The sequence below is a fragment of the Streptomyces sp. NPDC107559 genome, from assembly GCF_055657365.1.
Window position 1 is genome coordinate 46053 of record NZ_JBVKBD010000003.1, and the last position, 23436, is coordinate 69488.

Below are 23436 nucleotides of genomic sequence, written 5' to 3' on the forward strand. Positions count from 1 at the left end.
TTAACGCGATCGGCTTCCCCCGGTCCGGTTGTCCACAGGCTGTGGGTTTCCGGACCGGTCCGGATCCGCTGCGCGCGCGTGCCCGCACGGACCCGCGCACGGCATGATCCAGGGCATGGACGAGACGACGCGGCAGGGCACGAGGGACACGCAGGACACGCAGGGTGCGGGGGACGCGCGGGGCACGGAGAGCCCGGAGGGCACCGGGACGTCACCCGGATCGCTGGCCGAGCGGCGCTCGGCCGTCCTGCGGGAGGCCCGGCGCACGCTGTCCCGCACGGGTTCCCGGGCCACGCTGCGCGACCGGCTGGCGTACCTGCACGAGACGGCACCCGAGGTGTACGACCTCGACGAACCGGCGGACATCTACGGCAACGGGATCGTGGAGCGTCTGGAGGAGCGGGTCGCCGCCCTGCTGGGCACGGAGGCCGCCGCGTTCTTCCCGACCGGCACGATGGCCCAGCAGGTGGCCCTGCGCTGCTGGGCGGGCCGCACCGGCGACAGCGCGGTCGCGTTGCACGCGCTGGCGCACCCCGAGGTGCACGAGCGGCACGCGCTCAGCCAGGTCAGCGGGCTGCGCCCGGTACGGCTGACGAACGAGCCCCGGCTGCCGACCGCCGACGAGGTGCGCGACTTCCCGGAGCCCTTCGGGACACTGATGCTGGAACTGCCCCTCAGGGACGCGGGTTTCGTCCTGCCCACCTGGGAGGAGCTCGGCGAGGTCGTGGAGGCGGCGCGCGAGCGGGACGCGGTGGTGCACTTCGACGGCGCGCGGCTGTGGGAGTCCACCGTCCATTTCGACCGCCCCCTGGCGGAGATCGCCGGCCTCGCGGACAGCGTCTACGTCTCGTTCTACAAGTCCCTCGACGCCTTCGCCGGCGCCGCGCTCGCCGGGCCCGCCATGCTGGTGGAGGAGGCGAAGGTCTGGCGGCACCGGTACGGCGGCCTGGCGTTCCAGCAGTTCCCCACGGCGCTGTCGGCCCTCGTCGGCCTCGACCGCGAGCTGCCCCGGCTGCCCGACTACGTACGTCACGCGCGCGTGGTGGCCGCCGCCCTGCGGACGGGGTTCGCCGAGGCGGGGGTGCCGTGGGCACGGGTGCACCCGGAGCAGCCGCACACCCACGAGTTCCAGGTGTGGCTGCCGTACGAGGCGGACCTTCTCAACGAGGTCGCGGTGCGCCAGGGCGAGGAGACGGGGACCCTGCTCTTCGCCTCCGGCTGGCGGCCCGGCGGTCCGGGCCTGGCCTTCACCGAGGTCGGTGTGCGCGCCACCGGCCTGGAGTGGACGCCTCAGGACGTGACGGCGGCCGTCGCCGACTTCGTCTCCCGGCTGCACCGGGCGGACGGGCACAGCGACGGCTGAACCGCCCGGAGGGCCCGGACCGGGCCGACGGTCGTGGACCGCGGGGCCGGCGGCCGTGGGCAGTGTTGTCGGTGGTGGAGTGCACCATGGGGACATGAGCGTGAGCATCGACATCGCGGGGCTGCGGCCGGAGAGGGTCACCGTCGTGCCCTCCCCGCTGGCCGAGCTCGGCATGGCGCTGCACGCCCTGGCCGAGCCCGGTCACCATCCCGAACTCCAGGGCTGGGTGACGAGCGTCACCAGCCGGCTCGACTCGCATCTGGCCGACCGGATGTGCGAGGCCGACTTCCTGTGGCGCACGACGTTCTCGGACCTGTTCCTGCCGTTCGCGGGCATCCCGGGCCGCGGCACGCTCACGCTCCCCGGCGCCACGCTCGCCGACGACCTCGACCTCCTGGACCAGCTGACGGACGAGCAGTTCGTGGACGCGGCCATGGAGTTCACGTGCACGCTGAACTACGACGTCCAGGCCCCGGACCTGCTCGCCGACGCCGACGCCCGGCGCCGCGCGCTGGAGATAGCCGCCTCCCGCGGCCCGCAGCAGGTGCGCTTCGCGCAACGGCTGCTCGACGACCCGCCCAGCGTCCGGGCCTGGCTGCGGCGATTCCTGGAGGACTGCGACGAGGCGTTCTTCGACGAGGCCTGGTCCCGGCTACGCCACCAGCTGACGGCGGACGCCCGGCACAAGACGGAGCTGCTGCGGCGCAAGGGGCTGGCCGAGGCGCTGGCCGCGGTCTCCCCCGTCGTGACGGTCGACGAGACCGCCGGGCGGATCCTCGTGGACAAGCTGGTCCAGGGCCGTACGGCCACGGCGGGCGGCGGCCTCCTGCTGGTGCCGAGCAGCTTCGGCCGGCCGCATCTGACGGTGCTGCACCGCTACGGCTGGCAGCCGCTGCTGCACTACCCGGTCGGATCGTCCGAGCCGGTCTCCGCCCCGCCGGTCGAGCAGCTCGCCCTGCGGATGACCGCGCTGTCCCACCCCGTCCGGATGCGCATCTGCCGCCATCTGGCCCGCAGCGAGTACACCACCAGCGAGCTGGCCCAGGTGTACGGCATGACGGCACCCGAGATCTCCCGTCACCTCGGGGTGCTGAAGAAGGCGGGCCTGGTCACCACCCGGCGGCGCGGCCGGTACGTCCTGCACCAGCTGGACGTCTCCGTGGTGGCCCGGCTGGGCAGCGACTTCCTGGAGGGCATCCTCCGCTAGGGCGTGCCGTTCGGGTCGGCCGGGGCGGTCGGGTCGGCCGGGTCCTCCGGGCTCGGCGAGGTCAGCGGTGGCCGCCGCCGGCCCGCACCAGGCCCGTCTCGTAGGCCAGGACCACCACCTGCACCCGGTCCCGCAGCCCCAGCTTCGTCAGGATGCGGCCCACGTGCGTCTTGACGGTCGCCTCGGACAGCACCAGCCGGGCCGCGATCTCCCCGTTGGACAGCCCCTGGGCGACCAGCACCATCACCTCGCGCTCACGGTCGGTGAGCCGCTCCAGCTCGGCGAGCCGCGGTTCCTTGCCGGTTGAGGGCAGCATCGGCGCGAAGCGGTCGAGGAGACGGCGGGTGGTGGAGGGGGCGACCACGGCGTCACCGCTGTGCACCGAGCGGATCGCGGCCAGCAGTTCGGCCGGCGGCACGTCCTTGAGCATGAACCCGGACGCGCCCGCCTTCAGGCCCGAGAAGGCGTACTCGTCGAGGTCGAACGTGGTCAGGATGAGCACCTTCGGCGGCTCCGGCTCCGAGCAGATCCGACGGGTGGTCTCGACCCCGTCGAGCTTCGGCATACGGACGTCCATCAGGACGACGTCGACCTCGCAGGAGCGCAGCACCTGAAGCGCCTCGACCCCGTCGCCCGCCTCCGCGACGACCTCCATGTCCGGCTGGGCGGCGAGCACCATCCGGAATCCGGTGCGCAGCAGCACCTGGTCGTCGACGAGCATCACGCGGATCGTCATGAGCCTCTTCCGTTTCGTGGTTCGCGGGCGAGCAGTTCGTGGGCGAGCAGTTCGTGATCGGGCGGTTCCCGGTCGGGCGGTTCCCGGTCGGGCGGCCTGCTCGCGGTCGGTGGGTCGGGCGGGGGCGTGACAGGTGTCAACGGGCGGCGCGCGTCGGGGTCAGTGCGCGGGTTTGAGCGGGAGCAGGGCGCTGATACGGAATCCTCCGCCCGGCCGCGGGCCCGCGTCGAGGGTGCCGCCGACCATGCCCACGCGCTCGCGCATGCCTATCAGGCCGTGCCCCCGGCCGTCGGCGCCGCCCTCCTCGTAGAGCTCGTGCGGGGCACCCTTTCCGTCGTCCTCGACGAGCAGGCCGAGGCCGTCGTCGAAGTAGACCAGGCGCACGCTCGCACCGGCGTTCGGCCCGCCGTGCTTGCGGGTGTTGGTGAGCGCCTCCTGCACGATGCGGTACGCCGTGAGCTCCACGCCGCTGGGCAGCGGGCGCGGTGTGCCCTCGATCTTGAAGTCGACCGGCAGTCCCGCGTCCCGGCACTGCTCGACGAGGTCCTCGATCTGCTGGACGTCGGGCTGCGGCACGTACTCCCCGACCTCCTGATGCTCCCCGGTCCGCAGCACACCCAGCAGGCGGCGCATCTCGGCGAGGGCCTGGCGGCCGGTGGAGGAGATCGTCTCCAGGGCCTTCCTGGCCTGGTCGGGCGCCGCGTCGAGGACGTAGGCGGCGCCGTCGGCCTGCACCACCATCACCGACACGTTGTGCGCGACCACGTCGTGCAGCTCGCGCGCGATCCGGGCGCGTTCGGCGGCGACCGCGACCTTCGACTGGGCCTCGCGCTCCTTCTCCAGACGCGCGGCCCGCTCCTCCAGCTGGGCGAAGTAGGCCCGGCGGGTGCGCATGGAGTCGCCGAGCACCCAGGCGAGGGCGAACGGCACGGTCTGGAAGATCACGATCGCCAGGTTGCCCACGGCGCTGGAGTTCTCGTTCGGCCACCGCAGCTGGGCCAGGGCGGCCGCGACCAGGCCCATGCCCAGGGCGAGCCAGGACGCCCAGCGGGCGCCGGTCGCGGCGACCGTGTAGACGATCACCAGCATGGCGAAGTCGGCGGCCGTCGTCTCGACGTCCAGCACCAGCTGCGCCACCCCGAGCACGGCCGTCAGCAGCAGCATCTGCACCGGCAGACGTCGGCGCAGCGCGACCACCAGGCACAGCAGGAACGTCACGGGGATGATCCGGACCGGGGAGTCGGTGCCCGCGGTCTCCCCGCGAGCGGCTCCACCCGCGACCGAGATCCCGAACAGGACGGCAGCCCAGAAGCTGTCGACCCAGGTCGGGTGTCTGCGGATGAGGTCATAGAGGCGCTGCACGCAACCCAGCGTAGGGAAGCCTGATGTGGGTGGGGGTCAACCGGAGGGCCGATCCGTGCCCGACGCGCGTACTCCGCAAGGTGGAGGCCGTGATCACCACGACGCCTACTCTGTCGGGGTGGAGCAGGACACGACGGACCCGGCGGACGGGTGGCGCGGCTGGCGGGTGGCGACCGAGGACGCCCTGTACGGTCCGGACGGCTTCTACCGGCGGCCGGAGGGCCCCGCGGGGCACTTCCGTACGTCGGTGCACGCCTCGCCGCTCTTCGCCGAGGCGGTGGCCCGGCTGCTGTGCCGGGTCGACGAGGCCCTGGGGCGGCCCGCCGCGCTCGACTTCGTCGACCTGGCCGCCGGCCGCGGCGAGCTGGTCCGCGGGGTGCTCGCCGCGCTGCCCGCGGACGTCGCCGCCCGCACGCGCGCCTGCGCCGTCGAGATCGCGGACCGTCCGTCCGGTCTCGACCCCCGGATCGGCTGGCTGGCCGAGCCGCCACGGGAGGTCACCGGGCTGCTGTTCGCCAACGAGTGGCTGGACAACGTGCCCGTGGACGTCGTCGAGGTGGACGCGGCGGGGGTGGCGCGGCTGGTGCTGGTCCGGGCCGACGGTGCCGAGCGGCTCGGGGAACCGGTCCGGGGAGCGGCGGCGGACTGGCTCGCACGCTGGTGGCCGCTGCCGGACGAGGAGGGGCTGCGGGCGGAGATCGGGCTCCCCCGGGACCGTGCGTGGGCGGCCGCCGTCTCCCGTGTGACGCGGGGACTCGCGGTGGCCGTGGACTACGCGCACACCCTGGACGCGCGCCCCCCGTTCGGGACGCTGACCGGCTTCCGGGAGGGGCGCGGGACGACGCCGGTGCCCGACGGTTCGTGCGACATCACGGCGCATGTCGCGCTGGACGCCTGCGCGCTCGCGGGCGCACGCCGGATCACGCAGCGCACGGCGCTGCGCTGCTTGGGTCTCACCGGCGCACGCCCCCCGCTCGCGCTCGCCTCCAGCGACCCTGCGGCGTACGTCCGCGCTCTCGCGCAGGCCGGAGAGGCCGCCGAACTGACCGCGCCCGGGGGGCTGGGCGACTTCGGGTGGCTGCTTCAGCCGGTGGGGATCACAAACCCGCGCGCCCTACTTGTCGATGTCCCCGACCACGAAGAACAGTGAGCCGAGGATGGCCACCATGTCCGCCACGAGCGTGCCCGGCAGCAGCTCGGTCAGCGCCTGGATGTTGTTGTACGAGGCGGACCGCAGCTTCAGCCGGTACGGGGTCTTCTCGCCCTTGCTGACCAGGTAGTACCCGTTGATGCCGAGCGGGTTCTCGGTCCACGCGTAGGTGTGCCCCTCGGGTGCCTTCAGGACCTTCGGCAGCCGCTGGTTGATCGGTCCGGGCGCCAGCCCGGCGAGCCGGTCGAGGCAGGCGTCGGCGAGGTCCAGCGCGTTGTGCGTCTGCTCCAGGAGGCACTCGAAGCGGGCCAGGCAGTCGCCCTCCTGCCGGGTGACGACCTTCAGGGTGTCCTGGAGCTCCCCGTAGGCGAGGTAGGGCTCGTCGCGGCGCAGGTCGAAGTCGACCCCGGAGGCGCGCGCGACCGGCCCGCTCACGCCGTACGCGTGCACGGTCTGCGCCGTGAGGGTGCCCACGCCCCGCGTACGCCCGCGGAAGATCTCGTTGCCGAGCACCAGGTCGTCGTAGACGTCCATGCGCGAGCGCACGGCGGCCACCGCGGCACGGGCGCGGCCGGCCCAGCCGGCCGGCAGGTCCTCCTTCAGGCCGCCGACACGGTTGAACATGTAGTGCATGCGCCCGCCGGAGACCTCCTCCATGACGTTCTGGAGGACCTCGCGCTCGCGGAACGCGTAGAACACCGGGGTGATGCCGCCCAGCTCCAGCGGGTACGACCCGAGGAACATGAGGTGGTTGAGCACCCGGTTCAGCTCGGCGAGGAGCGTGCGCGTCCACACCGCGCGCTCCGGCACCTCCATGCCGAGCATCCGCTCCACCGCGAGGACCACGCCCAGCTCGTTCGAGAACGCCGACAGCCAGTCGTGGCGGTTGGCGAGCATGATGATCTGGCGGTAGTCGCGCGCCTCGAAGAGCTTCTCGGCGCCGCGGTGCATATAGCCGATCACCGGCTCCGCGCTGACGATGCGCTCGCCGTCCAGCACCAGCCGCAGGCGCAGCACCCCGTGCGTGGAGGGGTGCTGCGGCCCGATGTTGAGCACCATGTCGGTGCTCTCCCCGGCGCCGCCGATCCCGACCGTGGTCTCCGTCGTAGGAGTCATGGACACAGTCTCCCCTACGTACGCTGGCCCCATGGAGACGGGGAGCCCGGGTGGGGCCGGGGCGACAGGGGACGAGCAGGTGGTGTGGACGGGGCTGCCGCCCGGACTGCTGCGGATGCGACGGTTGCTGCTGGTGGTGTGGCTGGGGTCGATCACCCTCGCCGTGGGACTGCTGCTCGGACTGCTGGCGGGGCTTGCCTGGGCGGCCTTCGCGCTGCTGCCGCTGGCGGCGGCCGGGTGGGGCTGGGTGATGCTCGGCCGCAACTGGCGCTCCTGGCGGTACGCCGAGCGCGCCGACGACCTGCTCCTGAGCCGGGGCGTCCTGTGGCACACGGAGACCGTCGTGCCGTACGGGCGGATGCAGTTGGTCGAGGTGACCTCCGGTCCCGTCATGCGGTGGTTCGGGCTGGCCGGCGTGCAGTTGCACACGGCGGCCGCCGCGACCGACGCGACCGTCCCCGGGCTCGAACCGGCCGAGGCGCAGCGGCTGCGCGACCGGCTCACCGAGCTGGGCGAAGCCCGGTCGGCGGGGCTGTGACGGCGCCGGACGCCGGTCACGACGTCGCCGCGCCGCGGCCCGTGACCGAGCGGCGGCTGCATCCCGTCACACCGTTCCGGCGGGCGTGGGCGCCGGTCGCGGTGATCGCGGGGTGGGCGGCGCACGACCCCGACCAGGCGCAGGCGCAGCTGACCCGGCTGACCACGACGACGCTGCTGATCGCGCTCGCCGTGTTCGTCCCGGCCGCCTGCCTCTACGGCTTTCTCACCTGGTGGTACACCCACTTCTCGGTGACCGACACCGAACTGCGCATACGGACCGGCCTGTTGTTCCGGCGCACCGCGCACATCCGGCTGGAGCGCATCCAGGCGGTCGACGTCACCCGGCCGCTCCTCGCGCGCGTGGCGGGCGTCGCCAAGCTCAGGCTCGACGTCGTCGGCACGGACAAGAAGGACGAACTCGCCTTCCTGGGCGAGGGCGAGGCACGCAGGCTGCGGGCCGAACTGCTCGCGCGGGCGGCCGGTTTCGCGCCCGAGACGGTCCACGAGGTCGGCGAGGCACCGGCCCGGCAGCTGCTGCGCGTGCCTGCTCGCGACCTCGCGGTCTCGCTGCTGCTGACCGGCGCGACCTGGGGCGCGCTGGCCGCCGCGCTCGTCGTACCGCCGGTGCTGTGGCTGGCCACCCACAGCGTGTGGACGGTTCTCGCGACCGGTGTGCCCCTGCTCGGCGCGGCGGGCGCGCGCAGCGTGGGGCGGTTCGCCGGTGAGTACGACTGGACGCTGGGCGAGTCGCCGGACGGGCTGCGCATCGACCACGGGCTGCTGGACCGCGCGCACGAGACGGTGCCGCCGGGGCGCGTGCAGAGCGTGCGGATCGTGCAACCGCTGCTGTGGCGGCGGCGCGACTGGGTGCGGGTGGAGCTGGAGGTGGCCGGGTCGTCCGGTTCGGTGCTGGTACCGGTCGCGCCGCGCGGGCTCGCCGACGCGGTCGTCGCGCACGTGCTGCCCGGGGTGGGCGTGCCGGCCGCCACGGCCATGACCACGGCGGCGGCGCGGCCGCCCCGGCGGGCCGGGCGGTGCGTGCCGGTGTGGTGGCGGGGCTACGGACTGGTGGTCACCGACGCGGTGTTCGCCGCCCGGCACGGGCTGCTGCGGCGCACCGTGGCGCTGGTGCCGCACGCCAAGGTGCAGAGCGTACGGCTGACGCAGGGGCCCTGGCAGCGGCTGTGGCGGGTCGCCGACGTGCACGTGGACACGGGGGCCGGCGGGTCGGTGACCGCCCGCCTGCGGGACGCGCGCGAGGCCGGGGAGCTGCTGCGCGGGCAGGCGGAGCGTTCCCGTACGGGACGCAGGGACGCCCGGCCGGACAGGTGGATGGCCTGAGCGGACGCCGGGCGTCGGACCTGCCGGTCCGTCAGGATGCCGCGCTGCGCAGCCCCTGAAGGTCGATCTGCTCCGTCTCGTCGTGCTCCGTCAGGTCGATGACCTGGCCGGCGTCGCGCGACTTCGGGTCCACCGGGGTGAACTCCCCTTCCGCCGCCTTGTGCACGGCGATGGCCTCCTCGCCGACGACGTCGGCGAGGTCCGCGTTCTGCACGGCGTCCAGGGCGGACGGCTCCGCGGACTTCTGCATGCCGAAGAAGTCGAACCCGCCCTCCGTCGTCGGCCTGCGCACGGGCGCGGCGGCCGGTACGACGGCCACGGCGGTCGGCACGGTGAAGTGCCCGGAGGGCCGGTGCACGGGTGCGGGGGACTTCGCCGGCGCCGGCAGCTGCGGGCGGGAGGACTGTTCCGCCGGAGGGGCCTGGGAAGCCTGAGGTGCCGGGGAAGCCTGAGGTGTCCGGGGGGCCGGCTCTCGCCGGGCGACGGCCGTGCTCGTGGCAGGAGCAGTCTCCGGCCGCGCGCCGGTGTCCGCCCGGTCGGCCGTGCGCGCCTCGGGGACGCCTGCGTCCCGGGCGGCTGCCGCACGCGGGGTGCCGCTGTCCTCGGAGGTGACGTCCGCTTCCGGGCGGGCCGTCCCTTCCGGGGCGGCGGTCTCCTCGGCGGTGACGGTCCTTTCGGGGGCGACCGGCTTCTCCTGGGCGGCCGCGTCGGTGGCGACGGCCTCTTCGCGGGTGGCGCTCTCCAGGTCCGCCATGGGTTCGGCGGCCGCACGCTGGTGCTCGTCGGCCGCCTCGGGCTTCCCCTGCGCCTCGTCCTCCTGCACGGCCTCCGCGCGGAGCGCGACCTCGGCACCGGAACCGGCGGGCCCGGCGGGCGCGTCCGCGGCGGCCTCGGCGTCGAACCTGGTCAGTGCCGCCTTGGCCCGCAGGAACAGCTTGGACCCCTCGGGGGAGAAGGCCGCCGGAGCCACCGGCGCGCCCTCGTCGGCCGTCCCCGCGTCCTCGTCCTCGTCCTCGAAGTCGGCATCGACGTCGACGTCGAAGTCGACATCGGCGTCAACGTCGGCGTCGGCATCGATGTCGAGCTCCGCCTCGGCGTCGATGTCCGTCCCGGCAGCGGCCTCGGCGTCGGTCTCGGCCGGGGCAGCCACAGCCTCGGTCTCCTCCGCCGCGGCCGAAGCCGTACCCGGCGGCAGTGCCCGCGCGGGAGCCGCGCTCTCTATCTCCAGCAGCCGGCGGCCCTCCAGGGCGGTCGCCCGCTCGGTCTCCGCCGTCGCGTACCGCCGCAGCAGCGCGGCGTGCTCGTTGCGCAGCCGGGCGAGTTCGGCGCGCTTCGCCCGCAGCCGCTGCTCCAGCTTCACGCGCAGCTCGCGCGACTCCTCGAGGTCGGTCTCCAGTTCGGCGACACGTTCCTCGTGCCGCCAGTCGTCACTCGCACGCGCGCGGGTGAGGTCGGCGACCTGTTTGCCCGCCTGGGCATCCCAGCGGCGCATGACGACGGCGCCCAGGACGGCCGTCGTCGCGGCGGCCGCGGCCAGACCGCGGAGCACCATCGCCTGCGAGAACACCCAGGGGGCGAAAGCGCAGACGACGGAGACGCCGGCGATCACCGAAGGCGGCAACAGCCTGTGCAGGGGCGGGGAATGGCGGTGACGTCCACGTGGCATGGCCAGAAACTTACCGCGCGTAGGCAAGTGGTGGTGCCCCGCAGCCCAAAAACGCAGCCATACCGAAGCCTTTTCAGCCTTCGTTCAGTCGCCCGCTGATCCACTGCAACGTCGCGGGGATCTCCCGGCGCCAGGTATTGAAGTTGTGTCCGCCGCTTTCGAGGATGATCGACGAGATCCGTGTCAGGTTCGTCGCCTGCACCCGTTCTATGAACTTCAGCGTGGTTTTGTAGTTGGATTCGCCGACTTTGCTGCTGGTGACGAGCAGTGAAGTGTCGGGCGCCGGCTCGTGCTTGATGAACCACAGCAGGTCCGCCCGCCGGCGCAGCAGCTCGTCACCGTGGAAGAGATCGCCGGTGGTGGGGTCGTGGGGCGCCCTGTAGTACGGCGACAGGCCCGCGCCCGCCGCGTAGACACCGGGGTGGTGCATGGCCAGCTTCAGTGCGCAGTAACCGCCGGTGGAGTCGCCGATGACGCCCCAGCTGCCCGGTTTCCCGCCCGCCCGGTAATGCGCCCGTACCGCGTCCGGCAGATCCGCGGCGAAGAACGTCTCGGTCTGCGGCCCGCCCGGGACGTCCACGCACTCCGTATCGCGCGGCGGCGCGACGGTGGGCCGCAGCATCACCAGGATCATCGGCTGCATACGGCCGTCCTTGGCGAGCTCCCGCGCCGTGCGCGGATAGTTCAATTTGTCCACCAGAGCCTCGGCGGTGCCCGGATATCCGGTGAGGACCACCGCCACGGGAAACGTGCGCGTGCGGTGGGCGGACTGGAAGTACTCCGGCGGCAGATACACGTACGCGGGCGTGGCTATGTGTGTCCTGCGGCCGTAGACGTCGATCTTCTGGATCTGCCCGCCGACCTGCGGCCGGACACTGCCCTGATCCGTCACCGGCCTGGTGCCGACCACTTCCAGCGGACCGCCCGAGCCGCGGCCCACCGTGTGGTCGACGACCACCCCCTGGTCCTTCTCGCGCCCGAACAGATCCGCCCAGTCGGCATAGAACCCGAAGGCCTGGTTGACCGCCAGCCCCACACAGACGAACACCGTCAGCTGGGTGACGAACAGAAGGCCCACGCGCCCGACGACCGCCCACCAGGTGCGCCGGGCCAGCCGCGGCCACCACCACACCGTGCCGACGAACAGCAGCACGGCGAGAACTATCGCCAGCACCAGCACCTTGTTGCTCGTGAGCCCCATAAGGCTTTCCCGCCTGCGCTTCCCGTCCGAGCCCCCCGCGCTCGACGCGATCTTTCGCGAGCACTTGTCCGGGACTTTCCATTGCCTTTGACGCGGCTTTGTCGGAAGGAGTGAACCTCTCCCCCCGAGACACCGTCCTAGAGGGCGCAATGTCGCCGGATGCCCGAAACGGCACCGGATTCAAGGTCTCTCGCAGAACCACGGGATGCGATGTCTGTCAGGGAAGATGGGGAAATGTCGGGCGGGGTTCCGAACCGATCAAGCCGAGTGGGGCGCCTCTTGCGAGGGCCGCGCCCGGAGTCCGTACCTGCTCTCGTCAGCAGAATGTGTGCCCTGGTCGGTGTCCTGGACATCGCCGCGGGCGTCTTCCCGCGGTTCCGGCACAGCCGTATGCACTCCCTGGCCGAGGTGCTGCCCGGCTCGGTCGGCCCCTTCGCGGCCGCGCTCTCGCTCAGCAGCGGCGTACTGCTGCTGCTCCTCGCGCACGGCCTCAGGCGCAGCAAACGCCGGGCCTGGCGGGCCGCGGTGGCGCTGCTGCCCGCGGGTGCCGTCGGGCAGTTCACGTACCGGCACTCCCCGGTCGGAGTGCTGATCTCGCTCGCCCTGCTCGCACCGCTGCTGCTGCACCGCGACCAGTTCGCCGCCCTGCCCGATCCACGCAGCCGATGGCGTGCCCTTGCCAACTTCGTCCTCATGGGCGCCGGTTCCCTCGTCCTCGGACTCGTCATCGTCAGCGTCCACCCGAACCGCATGATCGGCGACCCGAGCCTGGCCGATCGCCTGACGCACGTCCTGTACGGCCTCTTCGGCTTCGAGGGCCCCGTCGACTACCAGGGCAGCACCTCCTGGACGGTCGCCTTCTCCCTCGGCGCCCTCGGCATGCTCACCGCGGTCACCACGATCTACTTCGCCTTCCGCCCCGAGCACCCGGCCGCCCGGCTCACCGAGGAGGACGAGGCGCGGCTGCGCGACCTGCTGGCCCGGCACGGCCGCCGCGACTCCCTCGGCCACTTCGCGCTGCGCCGCGACAAGGCCGTCGTCTTCTCCCCCAGCGGCAAGGCGGCGGTGACCTACCGGGTCGTCTCCGGTGTGATGCTCGCCAGCGGCGACCCCATCGGGGACGTCGAGGCCTGGCCGGGCGCCATCGAGCGCTTCATGGACGAGGCCAGGGCCCACTCCTGGACCCCGGCCGTCATGGGCTGCTCGGAGACGGGCGGGGAGGTGTGGACCCGCGAGACCGGCCTCGACGCCCTCGAACTGGGCGACGAGGCGGTGGTGGACGTCGCGGATTTCTCGCTCGCCGGCCGCGCGATGCGCAACGTGCGCCAGATGGTCAAGCGCATCGAGCGCGCCGGTTACGAGACCCGAGTACGGCGCGTGGGTGACCTCGGCGAGGCCGAGCTGGAGCGCGTGCGGCAGGCCGCGGCCGACTGGCGCGGCACCGACACCGAGCGCGGCTTCTCCATGGCCCTCGGCCGGATCGGCGACGCCTCCGACGCCGACTGCCTGATCGCCACCGCCCACAAGGCCGACGCCGAACCGGGACCGTACGGCGACCTGAAGGCCGTGCTGCACTTCGTGCCCTGGGGCACCGACGGCGCGTCGCTGGACCTCATGCGGCGCGACCGCTCGGCCGACCCCGGCATGAACGAGCTCCTCATCGTCGCCGCGCTCCAGGCCGCCCCGAAATTCGGCATCGCGCGCGTGTCGCTCAACTTCGCGATGTTCCGTTCGGCGCTGGCCCGCGGCGAGAAGATCGGTGCGGGTCCGGTGCTGCGCGCCTGGCGCGGGCTGCTGGTCTTCCTCTCCCGCTGGTTCCAGATCGAGTCCCTGTACAAGTTCAACGCCAAGTTCCAGCCCCGGTGGGAACCGCGCTTCGTCGTCTACCGCGCCTCGGCCGACCTGCCCCGCATCGGCTTCGCCGCCATGCAGGCCGAGGGCTTCGTGAACCTGGCGCTGCCCCTGCCGGGCTTCCTGCGCCGCCGCTCGGCCAGCCCCCGCCCGTGCGCGCACGGGCTGGCGGAACGAGGCGTCCACGTGATCTGAGCGTCCGGGCCGGTCACCGCGCCGGGCCCGGACGCCGACCCGGACGCCGACCCGCCCACGGCCACGGACGCGGACCGGCCCAGGGACCCGGACGCGGACCCGTCCGTGGCCCGTGGCGGGCACCCGGCCCGCGGACCTTGCGGGTCTTGCGGCCCTGCCCTGGGCCTACGCTGAACATATGAGCAAGCAGAGCGGACGCGGGCGTGTGGCGGGTCTTCCGGACTGGGACCGCTGCGCGGTCATGGGGGTCGTGAACGTGACCCCCGATTCCTTCTCCGACGGCGGCCGCTGGTTCGACACCACCGCCGCCGTCAAGCACGGCCTCGGACTGGTCGCCGAGGGCGCGGACCTGGTCGACGTCGGCGGTGAGTCCACCCGTCCCGGCGCCACCCGCGTCGACGAGGCGGAGGAGCTCAAGCGCGTCATCCCGGTGGTCCGCGGGCTCGCCTCCGAAGGCGTCGTCGTCTCCGTAGACACCATGCGCGCCTCCGTCGCCGCCCAGGCCCTCGCCGCCGGCGCCCGCCTGGTCAACGACGTCAGCGGCGGTCTCGCCGACCCCGCGATGATCTCCGTGGTGGCCGAGACGGGCGCCCCCTTCGTCGTCATGCACTGGCGCGGCTTCCTCCAGGGCGACGCCGTCCGCGGCGCCTACGCCGACGCCGTCACCGAAGTCGTCGACGAGCTGCACGCACGCGTGGAGGCCGTCCTCGCGGGCGGCATCGCCCCCGACCGCATCGTCGTCGACCCCGGGCTCGGCTTCTCCAAGGAGGCCGAGGACGACCTGGCCCTGCTCGCCCACCTCGACCGGCTGCGCGCCCTCGGCCACCCCCTGCTCGTCGCCGCCTCCCGCAAGCGGTTCCTCGGGCGGGTCCTGGCGGGCCCGCAGGGCGCCCCGCCCCCGGCCCGCGAGCGCGACGCGGCGACCGCCGCCGTCTCCGCACTCGCCGCGCAGGCCGGCGCCTGGGCGGTACGGGTGCACGAGGTACGCGCGACCGCGGACGCCGTACGCGTCGCACGCGCCGTGGAGGGGGCCCGCACCCCGGACGGCGCCCCCGGTACCGGCACCTCCGAGGGAGCCCGGTGAGCTCTCCCCACACCGACGTGGAGCAGGTCGAGGCCGCCAACACCGCTTTCTACGAGGCGCTGGAGCGCGGCGACTTCGAGGAGCTGACCTCGCTCTGGCTGACCCCCGCCGACCTCGGTGTCGACGAGGAGTACCACGATCCGGCCGACGCCGGCGTGATCTCCTGCGTGCACCCGGGCTGGCCCGTGCTCACCGGCCGCGGCGAGGTCCTCAGGTCGTACGCGCTGATCATGGCGAACACGGAGTACATCCAGTTCTTCCTCACCGACGTGCATGTCTCCGTCACGGGCGACACCGCCCTGGTGAACTGCACCGAGAACATCCTCAGCGGCGGGCCCGCCCCGAAGGACGGCGAGGAGCTGGGACCTCTCGTCGGGCAGCTGGTGGTCGCCACGAACGTGTTCCGCCGCACGGCCGCCGGCTGGAAGCTCTGGTCGCACCACGCCTCGCCGGTGCTGGCCGAGACCGGCGAGGAGGACGAGGAGGACACCCCCGGCACGCCCTCCTGAGGGGGTGTGGGACCGTCGGAACCACGAAAGTGGTTGGAATCGCGGCCCGCGGGGTAGAAGCCGCTACCGGCCTGTGAGCCGCCGGGTTTCCCGGGGGGAAATCCCCGAGGAAACTTTCGGGGTCGGCCGGGGCCGGTGCGCCGCCGGCCCGGCACTGTCAGTGCTCGCAGGTAGATTCGTTTGAGGCCGGTGTGCCGCGCGCACACGGTACGGACCGGCCGTCACCGACGATTGCAGGAGTGATTCGCGTGGATCGTGTCGCGCTGCGCGGCCTGAAGGCCCGCGGGCACCACGGTGTGTTCCCCAAGGAACGCGAGGAGGGGCAGACCTTCATCGTGGACCTCGTCCTCGGCCTGGACACCCGGCCGGCCGCGGCCGACGACGACCTGGCGAAGACCGCGCACTACGGCATCGTGGCGGAGGAGGTCGTGGCCATCGTCCAGGGCGAGCCCGTCAACCTCATCGAGACGCTCGCCGAGCGCATCGCCCAGGCCTGCCTGAAGCACGAGGGGGTCGAGGAGGTCGAGGTCTGCGTCCACAAGCCGGACGCCCCGATCACCGTCCCGTTCGACGACGTGACCGTCACCATCATCCGGAGCCGAGTATGACCGCATCCCTCACCGGGGGTCACAGCGACCCGACCGTACAGCCGGTACCCGCCTCCGTCGTCGAGAAGGTCGACGCCGCCGACACGACCCTGCACAACCCCAAACGGGCGGTGCTCTCCCTCGGCTCGAACCTCGGCAACCGTCTGGAGACCCTCCAGGCCGCCGTGGACGCGCTGGAGGACACCCCCGGCGTGCGCGTCAAGGCCGTCTCCCCGGTGTACGAGACGGAGCCGTGGGGCGTCGAGCCCGGCAGCCAGCCGTCGTACTTCAACGCGGTCGTGATCCTGAAGACCACCCTCCCGCCGTCCTCGCTGCTGGAGCGGGCCCACGCGATCGAGGAGGCCTTCCACCGCGTGCGCGACGAGCGCTGGGGTCCGCGCACCCTCGACGTCGACATCGTCGCCTACGCCGACACGGTCAGCGACGACCCGCGGCTCACCCTCCCGCATCCGCGCGCCCACGAGCGGGCCTTCGTCCTCGCCCCCTGGCACGACGTGGAACCCGAGGCCGAGCTGCCCGGCCGCGGCCCGATCGCCGCTCTCCTGGGCATCGTCACCCTGGACGGTGTCACGGCGCGCAAGGACCTGGAACTCCGGCTGCCCGAGTAGTCGTTAGGGTCTAGACGACCACAGGGACGGCCCACCGGGTGCGGGCCGTCCACGACCGCTGTCCGGGGGAGCTGAAGGAACACCGTGAGAGAGCTTCGCATCAGGGTGCTGGCAGGCGTGTTCGTCGTCGCCGGAGTGCTCTCCTGGGCGGGTGCCCGCCTGTGGAACGCGCTGGGGACCCTTCCCAGCGTCCCGCTGGCCGCCCCCATCGTCCTCGCCGTGATCGCGGTGATCCTCCTCGCCACGGCCCTGTCGATCCGCGCCCGGCTCAAGGCCCAGCGCGAGCGCCTGCCCGACGCCAAGGGCGTGGACCCGCTGATGGCGGCCCGCGCGGTCGTCTTCGGCCAGGCCAGCGCCCTGGTGGCCGCTCTCGTCGCCGGCATGTACGGCGGCACGGGTGTCTTCCTGCTGGAGTCCCTCGACATCCCCGCCCGCCGCGACCAGGCCATCTACGCCGGCTTCTCGGTGCTGGCCGGGTTCGGCGTGATAGCGGCCGCCATCTTCCTGGAGCGCGTGTGCCGCCTCCCGGAGGACGACGAGCACGACAACGGCGCGGCCACACGGGCCTAGGACCGCGGCAGGAAGGCCTGTCCGGCCCGCACGGACGCGTCCGGGGCGCGGCCGGGAGAGTGCCGGGGCCGGCCGGAGCCCGGGCCGCACGGCCCGGCCCGCGGCGCCGCCGCGGGCGTCAGCGCGCCATGATCAGGCTCATGGCCTCGGTGCGGGTGGCCAGGTCGCGCAGCTGTCCCCGCACGGCCGACGTGATCGTCTTCGCCCCGGGCTTGCGCACGCCCCGCATGGACATGCACATGTGCTCGCACTCGACGACCACGATGACCCCGCGCGGCTCCAGGATCTCCATCAGCGAGTCGGCGATCTGCGTGGTCAGCCGCTCCTGGACCTGCGGCCGGCGGGCGTAGACGTCCACGAGCCGGGCCAGCTTCGAAAGACCGGTGATCTTTCCTTCGACGGACGGGATGTAGCCGACGTGGGCCACCCCGACGAACGGCACCAGGTGATGCTCACAGGAGCTGAGGACCTCGATGTCCTTCACCAGGACCATCTCGTCGTGCCCCAGGTCGAACGTCGTGGTCAGCACGTCCTCGGGCTTCTGCCACAGCCCCGCGAATATCTCCCGGTACGCCCGCGCCACCCGTGCCGGAGTCTCCTTGAGCCCCTCGCGGTCCGGGTCCTCGCCGACCGCGATGAGGAGTTCGCGCACGGCGTTCTCGGCGCGCTTCTCGTCGAACTCGCCGATGGAGCCCTCGCCGTCGAGCGTCACGGGGTCGGTCATCTGAAGCCTCGTTCCTGTACCTGTCATGCGTGCGGGCGGGCGGGCAGGCCACCGCGTCCCCCTTGCGGGCCTACCGAAATGCCGCGCCCCCCAGGCTAGAACCTGGGGGGCGCGGCATCCATTCCGGGCCTGGTGAGGCCACCGGGGACGGCCGGGAGGGTCAGCTCTCCGGTCGGTCCTCCGTGACCGGTTCCGTCGCCGGCGCGGACTCCGCAGCGGTCGACTTCACGGTGCTGATGGCCGGCGTCGCGCCGTTCGCGCCGTTCGTCAGTGCCAGCTCCTTGGGGGAGAGCACCGGCGGACGGGTGGACGGCGTACGGCGGGAGGAGCCGGTCCAGGCGGGCCGCGGCGGCCGCTTGACGATCGTGGCGAAGACCTCCGCGATCTCCTCCTTGCCGAGCGTCTCCTTCTCCAGAAGCTGGAGCACCAGGTTGTCGAGGACGTCGCGGTTCTCGACCAGGATCTCCCAGGCCTCGTTGTGCGCGTTCTCGATGAGCTTCTTGACTTCCTCGTCCACCAGGGCGGCGACCTCTTCCGAGTAGTCGCGCTGGTGAGCCATCTCACGGCCGAGGAAGGGCTCGGTGTTGTCGCCACCGAACTTGATCGCGCCGAGCCGCTCGGTCATGCCGTACTGCGTGACCATCGCGCGGGCGGTGGTCGTGGCCTTCTCGATGTCGTTCGCGGCGCCCGTGGTCGGGTCGTGGAAGACCAGTTCCTCGGCCGCGCGGCCGCCCAGCATGTAGGCCAGCTGGTCGAGCATCTCGTTGCGCGTGGTCGAGTACTTGTCCTCGTCCGGGAGCACCATCGTGTAACCGAGGGCACGGCCCCGGGACAGGATCGTGATCTTGTGGACCGGGTCGGAGTTCGGCGAGGCCGCCGCGACCAGGGCGTGACCGCCCTCGTGGTACGCGGTGATCTTCTTCTCCTTGTCCGACATGATCCGGGTCCGCTTCTGCGGGCCCGCGACCACACGGTCGATCGCCTCGTCCAGCATCAGGTTGTCGATCAGCTTCCGGTCGCTGCGGGCCGTGAGCAGCGCGGCCTCGTTCAGCACGTTGGACAGATCGGCACCCGTGAAGCCGGGGGTGCGGCGGGCGACGGCGGCCAGGTCGACGTCGGGCGCGACCGGCTTGCCCTTCTGGTGGACCTTGAGGATCTCCAGACGGCCCTGCATGTCGGGGCGGTCGACCGCGATCTGGCGGTCGAAGCGGCCGGGGCGCAGGAGGGCCGGGTCGAGGATGTCCGGGCGGTTCGTGGCGGCGATCAGGATGACGCCACCCTTGACGTCGAAGCCGTCCATCTCGACGAGCAGCTGGTTCAGCGTCTGCTCGCGCTCGTCGTGGCCACCGCCGAGGCCGGCGCCGCGATGACGGCCGACCGCGTCGATCTCGTCGACGAAGACGATCGCCGGGGCGTTCGCCTTGGCCTGCTCGAACAGGTCACGCACTCGGGAGGCACCGACACCGACGAACATCTCGACGAAGTCGGAACCGGAGATCGAGTAGAACGGCACGCCCGCCTCGCCCGCGACGGCACGCGCCAGCAGGGTCTTGCCGGTGCCGGGAGGGCCGTACAGCAGTACGCCCTTGGGGATCTTGGCGCCGACCGCCTGGAACTTCGCCGGCTCCTGGAGGAACTCCTTGATCTCCTGGAGCTCCTCGACGGCCTCGTCCGAGCCCGCGACGTCCGCGAACGTCGTCTTCGGGGTGTCCTTGGTGATGAGCTTCGCCTTGGACTTGCCGAAGTTCATGACCCGGGAGCCGCCGCCCTGCATCTGATTCATCAGGAACAGGAACACGACGACGATGAGGACGAAGGGGAGCAGGGAGAGCAGGATGCCGAGGAAAGCGTTCTGCTTCGTCGGGGTGACGGTGTAGCCGTCGGGGATCTGCTTGTCCTGGTACTTGGTCTGCAGCGTGTTGGCGATGGTCACGCCCTGGTCGCCGATGTAGCTCGCCTGGATCTTCGAGCTGCCGTCGACCTTCACGCCGTCCTTGAGCGAGACCTTGATGGTCTGCTCGTCACCGGTAGTGATCTTGGCCGATTCGACCTTGTTGTCGTTGATCGCCTGGACGACCTTGCCGGTGTCCACCGTCTTGTAGCCGCCGGACGAGCCGACGACCTGCATCAACACGACCACGGCAAGGACGGCCAGCACGATCCACATGACCGGCCCACGGAAGTATCGCTTCACGTCCATCCATACGGAGCGGTGTCGCCCCGTCCCTCCTGCCATAGTGAGTTTGATAAGACAGTTCTTCTGACGGTACCCCAGCATTGTGGACCGAAGCCGCACGGGACGGCTGGCGATCCGTCTGCCTGCTCCAACGCCGCGAGGCCCGCTGGGGTTCCCGATCGTCCTGGAGGGCTTGGCCCGACCTGCTCAGCCGCCGTAGACGTGCGGCGCGAGAGTACCCACGAACGGCAGGTTGCGGTACTTCTCGGCGTAGTCGAGGCCGTAGCCGACGACGAACTCGTTGGGGATGTCGAAGCCGACCCACGCCACGTCGATGGCGACCTTGGCGGCGTCCGGCTTGCGCAGCAGCGTGCACACCTTCAGGGAGGCGGGCTCGCGCGAGCCGAGGTTGCTGAGCAGCCACGACAGGGTCAGACCGGAGTCGATGATGTCCTCGACGATCAGGACGTGCCGGCCCTTGATGTCGGTGTCGAGGTCCTTGAGGATCCGCACCACACCGGAGGACTGGGTGCCCGCCCCGTACGAGGACACCGCCATCCAGTCCATGGTGACGGGGGTGGACAGCGACCGGGCGAGGTCGGCCATGACCATCACCGCGCCCTTGAGGACGCCGACGATCAGCAGGTCCTTGCCCGCGTACTCCTCGTCGATCCTCGCGGCCAGCTCGGCCAGCTTCGCGTCGATCTCTTCCTTGGTGATGAGTACCTCTTTGAGGTCGGCACCCATGTCTTTCGCGTCCACCCGCATCACTTTCGGTCGGTCGTCCCACCGGCTGCCCGGCCCCTGCCCGAAGGGGAGGCCGGCCGTCTCCCCGAGGAGGGAGATTCAGCCTTGCCGGATCACCAGTCTGCCACCCTGTCGCTGGGCGACGACCCGGCCGGGGAGGTTGATGGCTCCCTGACCCCGCCAACCGGTGATCAGCCGGTCGACCTCCTCGATGTGGCGGGCGAACAGCGAACCGGCCGGAGCGCCCGCCTCGATGGCCGCACGGCGCAGGATCCGGCGGCGTACGGCGGGCGGCAGGGCGTAGAGCTTGGCGCACTCCAGCAGGCCCGTCGCGTCGCGTACGGAGGCCTCGGCCTGGCTGGCCCAGGCGTCGAGGGCGTCGGCATCGTCACGGGAGAGCTGGGCCGTACGGGCGAGGGCCTCGACGACTCCCTTGCCGAGGGCCTTCTCCAGGGCGGGCAGGCCTTCGTGGCGCAGCCGGGAGCGGGTGTAGGCCGGATCGACGTTGTGCGGGTCGTCCCAGACGGGCAGCGACTGGGCCATGCAGGCCTTGCGCGCGGTCTGCCGGTCGAGCTGGAGGAAGGGCCTGCGGTAGCGGCCGTCGGCCCCCGAGACCGCGGCCATCCCGGACAGGGACCGGATGCCGGAGCCCCGGGCGAGCCCCAGCAGGACGGTCTCGGCCTGGTCGTCACGGGTGTGGCCGAGCAGGATCGCGGCGGCGCCGTGGCGGTCCGCGGCGGCGTCGAGGGCGGCGTAGCGGGCGTCGCGGGCGGCGGCCTCGGGGCCGCCCTCGCGGCCGACGGTCACGGCGACCGACTCGACCGGGTCCAGGCCGAGTTCGCGCAGCCGCAGCACGACCTCGTCGGCGCGCAGGTCGGAACCGGGCTGGAGGCCGTGGTCGACGGTGACGCCGCCGGCGCGGATGCCGAGCTTGGGCGCCTCGAAGGCGAGGGCGGAGGCCAGCGCCATGGAGTCGGCGCCGCCGGAGCACGCGACGAGCACGAGCGGAGCTGCCGGGCGCTCGTGGGGCGCGCGGTCGGTGCCCTGCGCCGGGACCTGGTCGGCGTACCGGCCGGGGGCCTGGCCGACGGAGCCGGGGACGTCGACGGCCGCCGACGTACCCACGGCGGACGGCGCGCCCGCGGCGGACGATGCGCCCGCGGCGGACGGCGTGCCCGCGGTGGTGAGGGTGCCGGTGGCGAAGGCGACGTCGTCGGCGTCGGCTGTTCTGTTGAGTTCGATGAGGATGTCGTGGAGGACGCGGCGGACCGCCAGGCGTATCGCCGCGACCGCAGGATGGGGACCCATGTCCGGTTCCCTTCATGAAGTTTTCGGGAGTGAACCCGAGGCTCGGTCACTCAGAGTGTGTCGATGGTGACAGAACCGGGGCGTTCCCCGAGCATTGCACGCCTACGCATGGCTCACGGTCCCTCGGACGGGTGATTGGAGGGGCGTTCGCCTGCCGTCGGCCGGATCCGTCCCACGGCTTTCCCGTGTCGCGCCCGAGCCACGGACCGGCCCGCGATCACGGTTCAGGAATCCGTCCTGCCGTGCACCCGCGCGACCCAGTCCCCCGGTTCGGCGATCTCCGCCTTGGTCGGCAGGGTGTTGGGCGACGTCCACACCCGGTTGAACCCGTCCATGCCGACCTGGTCCACCACGGCCCGCACGAAACGCTCGCCGTCCCGGTACTGCTTGAGCTTGGCGTCCAGGCCCAGCAGCTTGCGCAGCGTGGTGTCCAGGCGCGAGGCGCCCTTGGCGCGGCGCTGCTGGAACTTCTCGCGGATCTCCGCGACGCTCGGGACGACCGAGGGCCCGACCCCGTCCATCACGAAGTCGGCGTGTCCCTCCAGCAGGGACATCACGGCGGTCAGCCGGGTGAGGATCTCCCGCTGGGCCGGGGTCTGCACCAGTTCCACCAGGGAGCGGCCGCCGTCGTCCTCCTCGCCCTCGGGCCGGCCGCCGGCCAGCGACTGGGCGGCCTCCCGGATGCGCTCCAGGAAGGTCATGGGGTCGACGTCGGTCTCCCCCAGGAAAGACTGGATCTCACCCTCCACGTGGTCGCGCAGCCAGGGCACCGCGGAGAACTGGGTGCGGTGCGTCTCCTCGTGCAGGCACACCCAGAGGCGGAAGTCGTGGGGCTGTACGTCGAGTTCCCGCTCCACGTGCACGATGTTCGGCGCGACGAGCAGCAGGCGGCCGCCGCCGGCCGGCCCGGCCGGCAGTTCGCGGGTGGCGGGGGCGAAGGTCTCGTACTGGCCGAGGACCCGTGAGGCGAGGAACGACAGCAGCATGCCGAGTTCGACGCCGGTCACCTTGCCGCCGACCATGCCCAGGACCGCGCCGCCGGGGTTGTTGCCGCGCCGGTCCTGCATCTTGTCGAGCAGCGGCTTGAGGATCTCCCGGAACCCGGCGACGTTCGCCCGGACCCAGCCGGGGCGGTCGACGACGAGCACGGGGGTGTCATGGACGTCTCCGGTGCCCATCCGGGTGAAGCCCCGGACGTGTTCCTCCGAGGCCTTGGCGTGGCGGCGCAGCTCCGCGACGACGGCCCGGGCCTCGTCGCGGCTCACCTCGGGGCCCGGCCGTACGAGCCGGGTCGCGGTCGCCACCGCGAGATTCCAGTCGACCATCCCAGTAGATGCAGCACCACCGATGCTCGTCATGGCTCAACGGTACGTG

Annotated in this window: 21 protein-coding genes; 11 read left to right on the forward strand and 10 right to left on the reverse strand. The window is 72.3% G+C overall.

Annotated elements, in window-relative coordinates; all coding sequences use genetic code 11:
* Positions 1-115: 115 nt before the first annotated feature.
* Both ACZ7OY_RS11695 and ACZ7OY_RS11700 read left to right on the forward strand, forming a co-directional pair.
* Complete coding sequence (locus ACZ7OY_RS11695; protein WP_471911249.1) at positions 116-1363, forward strand: threonine aldolase family protein; 1248 nt, start codon at positions 116-118, stop codon at positions 1361-1363.
* A 94-nt stretch (positions 1364-1457) separates the two neighbouring features.
* Positions 1458-2570, forward strand: a complete 1113-nt coding sequence (locus ACZ7OY_RS11700; RefSeq protein WP_471911250.1) for a DUF5937 family protein — start codon at positions 1458-1460, stop codon at positions 2568-2570.
* Between the two features lie 61 nt (positions 2571-2631).
* Here ACZ7OY_RS11700 and ACZ7OY_RS11705 read toward each other — a convergent pair whose 3' ends face one another.
* Together ACZ7OY_RS11705 and ACZ7OY_RS11710 are read right to left on the reverse strand one after the other, a co-directional pair.
* On the reverse strand, positions 2632-3306 hold the full coding sequence (locus ACZ7OY_RS11705; RefSeq protein ID WP_351615618.1) for a response regulator transcription factor: 675 nt from the start codon (positions 3304-3306) through the stop codon (positions 2632-2634).
* A 159-nt stretch (positions 3307-3465) separates the two neighbouring features.
* A complete protein-coding gene (locus ACZ7OY_RS11710; protein ID WP_471911251.1) occupies positions 3466-4668 on the reverse strand; it encodes a sensor histidine kinase in 1203 nt (400 codons plus the stop codon).
* A 118-nt stretch (positions 4669-4786) separates the two neighbouring features.
* On the opposite strand from ACZ7OY_RS11710, the gene ACZ7OY_RS11715 reads away from it, so the two are divergent.
* Positions 4787-5818, forward strand: coding sequence for an SAM-dependent methyltransferase (locus ACZ7OY_RS11715; RefSeq protein WP_471911252.1), 1032 nt, complete (start codon positions 4787-4789; stop codon positions 5816-5818).
* Here ACZ7OY_RS11715 and ACZ7OY_RS11720 read toward each other — a convergent pair.
* The gene (locus ACZ7OY_RS11720; RefSeq protein ID WP_471911253.1) at positions 5783-6934 is read right to left on the reverse strand and encodes an NADH-quinone oxidoreductase subunit D; all 1152 of its coding nucleotides are present in this window, start codon (positions 6932-6934) and stop codon (positions 5783-5785) included. The two genes, ACZ7OY_RS11715 and ACZ7OY_RS11720, sit on opposite strands and share 36 nt — an antisense overlap.
* A gap of 31 nt (positions 6935-6965) precedes the next feature.
* Between ACZ7OY_RS11720 and ACZ7OY_RS11725 the strand changes: the two genes are divergently transcribed.
* Positions 6966-7472 (forward strand): PH domain-containing protein, encoded by a 507-nt coding sequence (locus ACZ7OY_RS11725; RefSeq protein ID WP_471911254.1) that lies wholly within the window; start codon positions 6966-6968, stop codon positions 7470-7472.
* Positions 7469-8815, forward strand: coding sequence for a PH domain-containing protein (locus tag ACZ7OY_RS11730; protein ID WP_471911255.1), 1347 nt, complete (start codon positions 7469-7471; stop codon positions 8813-8815). Before ACZ7OY_RS11725 ends, ACZ7OY_RS11730 begins: the two co-directional genes overlap by 4 nt.
* Before the next feature lie 31 nt (positions 8816-8846).
* Here the strand turns inward: ACZ7OY_RS11730 and ACZ7OY_RS11735 are convergent, their stop codons facing one another.
* Both ACZ7OY_RS11735 and ACZ7OY_RS11740 read right to left on the reverse strand, forming a co-directional pair.
* The gene (locus ACZ7OY_RS11735; protein ID WP_471911256.1) at positions 8847-10481 is read right to left on the reverse strand and encodes a hypothetical protein; all 1635 of its coding nucleotides are present in this window, start codon (positions 10479-10481) and stop codon (positions 8847-8849) included.
* A 73-nt stretch (positions 10482-10554) separates the two neighbouring features.
* Positions 10555-11682 carry an alpha/beta hydrolase gene (locus ACZ7OY_RS11740; protein ID WP_471911257.1) on the reverse strand — a complete coding sequence of 376 codons (1128 nt, stop codon included), beginning with the start codon at positions 11680-11682 and terminating at the stop codon, positions 10555-10557.
* Positions 11683-11916: 234 nt separating this feature from the next.
* On the opposite strand from ACZ7OY_RS11740, the gene ACZ7OY_RS11745 reads away from it, so the two are divergent.
* The 6 genes from ACZ7OY_RS11745 to ACZ7OY_RS11770 all read left to right on the forward strand — a co-directional run bounded on the left by ACZ7OY_RS11745 (position 11917) and on the right by ACZ7OY_RS11770 (position 17107).
* The gene (locus tag ACZ7OY_RS11745; RefSeq protein ID WP_471911258.1) at positions 11917-13728 is read left to right on the forward strand and encodes a phosphatidylglycerol lysyltransferase domain-containing protein; all 1812 of its coding nucleotides are present in this window, start codon (positions 11917-11919) and stop codon (positions 13726-13728) included.
* Between the two features lie 178 nt (positions 13729-13906).
* Entirely contained in the window at positions 13907-14812 is a 906-nt protein-coding gene (folP, locus tag ACZ7OY_RS11750) for a dihydropteroate synthase (RefSeq protein WP_471911259.1), read from the forward strand.
* Positions 14809-15321 carry a nuclear transport factor 2 family protein gene (locus ACZ7OY_RS11755; RefSeq protein ID WP_471911260.1) on the forward strand — a complete coding sequence of 171 codons (513 nt, stop codon included), beginning with the start codon at positions 14809-14811 and terminating at the stop codon, positions 15319-15321. The genes folP and ACZ7OY_RS11755 overlap by 4 nt, the downstream gene beginning before the upstream one ends.
* A gap of 248 nt (positions 15322-15569) precedes the next feature.
* Positions 15570-15929: a dihydroneopterin aldolase gene (gene folB, locus ACZ7OY_RS11760; protein WP_351615476.1), complete on the forward strand. Its 360-nt coding sequence runs from the start codon at positions 15570-15572 to the stop codon at positions 15927-15929.
* The gene (folK, locus tag ACZ7OY_RS11765) at positions 15926-16537 is read left to right on the forward strand and encodes a 2-amino-4-hydroxy-6-hydroxymethyldihydropteridine diphosphokinase (RefSeq protein ID WP_471911261.1); all 612 of its coding nucleotides are present in this window, start codon (positions 15926-15928) and stop codon (positions 16535-16537) included. The genes folB and folK overlap by 4 nt, the downstream gene beginning before the upstream one ends.
* A gap of 84 nt (positions 16538-16621) precedes the next feature.
* Positions 16622-17107, forward strand: a complete 486-nt coding sequence (locus ACZ7OY_RS11770; protein ID WP_351615482.1) for a DUF3180 domain-containing protein — start codon at positions 16622-16624, stop codon at positions 17105-17107.
* A 118-nt stretch (positions 17108-17225) separates the two neighbouring features.
* On the opposite strand, the gene folE is transcribed toward ACZ7OY_RS11770, so the two are convergent.
* The 5 genes from folE to ACZ7OY_RS11795 all read right to left on the reverse strand — a co-directional run bounded on the left by folE (position 17226) and on the right by ACZ7OY_RS11795 (position 23420).
* Positions 17226-17831 carry a GTP cyclohydrolase I FolE gene (folE, locus tag ACZ7OY_RS11775; protein WP_471911262.1) on the reverse strand — a complete coding sequence of 202 codons (606 nt, stop codon included), beginning with the start codon at positions 17829-17831 and terminating at the stop codon, positions 17226-17228.
* A gap of 160 nt (positions 17832-17991) precedes the next feature.
* Positions 17992-20031 carry an ATP-dependent zinc metalloprotease FtsH gene (gene ftsH / locus ACZ7OY_RS11780; protein ID WP_471911263.1) on the reverse strand — a complete coding sequence of 680 codons (2040 nt, stop codon included), beginning with the start codon at positions 20029-20031 and terminating at the stop codon, positions 17992-17994.
* A gap of 183 nt (positions 20032-20214) precedes the next feature.
* Positions 20215-20775 (reverse strand): hypoxanthine phosphoribosyltransferase, encoded by a 561-nt coding sequence (gene hpt / locus ACZ7OY_RS11785; protein ID WP_152887790.1) that lies wholly within the window; start codon positions 20773-20775, stop codon positions 20215-20217.
* A gap of 78 nt (positions 20776-20853) precedes the next feature.
* A complete protein-coding gene (tilS, locus tag ACZ7OY_RS11790) occupies positions 20854-22062 on the reverse strand; it encodes a tRNA lysidine(34) synthetase TilS (protein ID WP_471911264.1) in 1209 nt (402 codons plus the stop codon).
* Between the two features lie 224 nt (positions 22063-22286).
* The gene (locus ACZ7OY_RS11795; protein WP_351615498.1) at positions 22287-23420 is read right to left on the reverse strand and encodes a zinc-dependent metalloprotease; all 1134 of its coding nucleotides are present in this window, start codon (positions 23418-23420) and stop codon (positions 22287-22289) included.
* Positions 23421-23436: the final 16 nt, after the last annotated feature.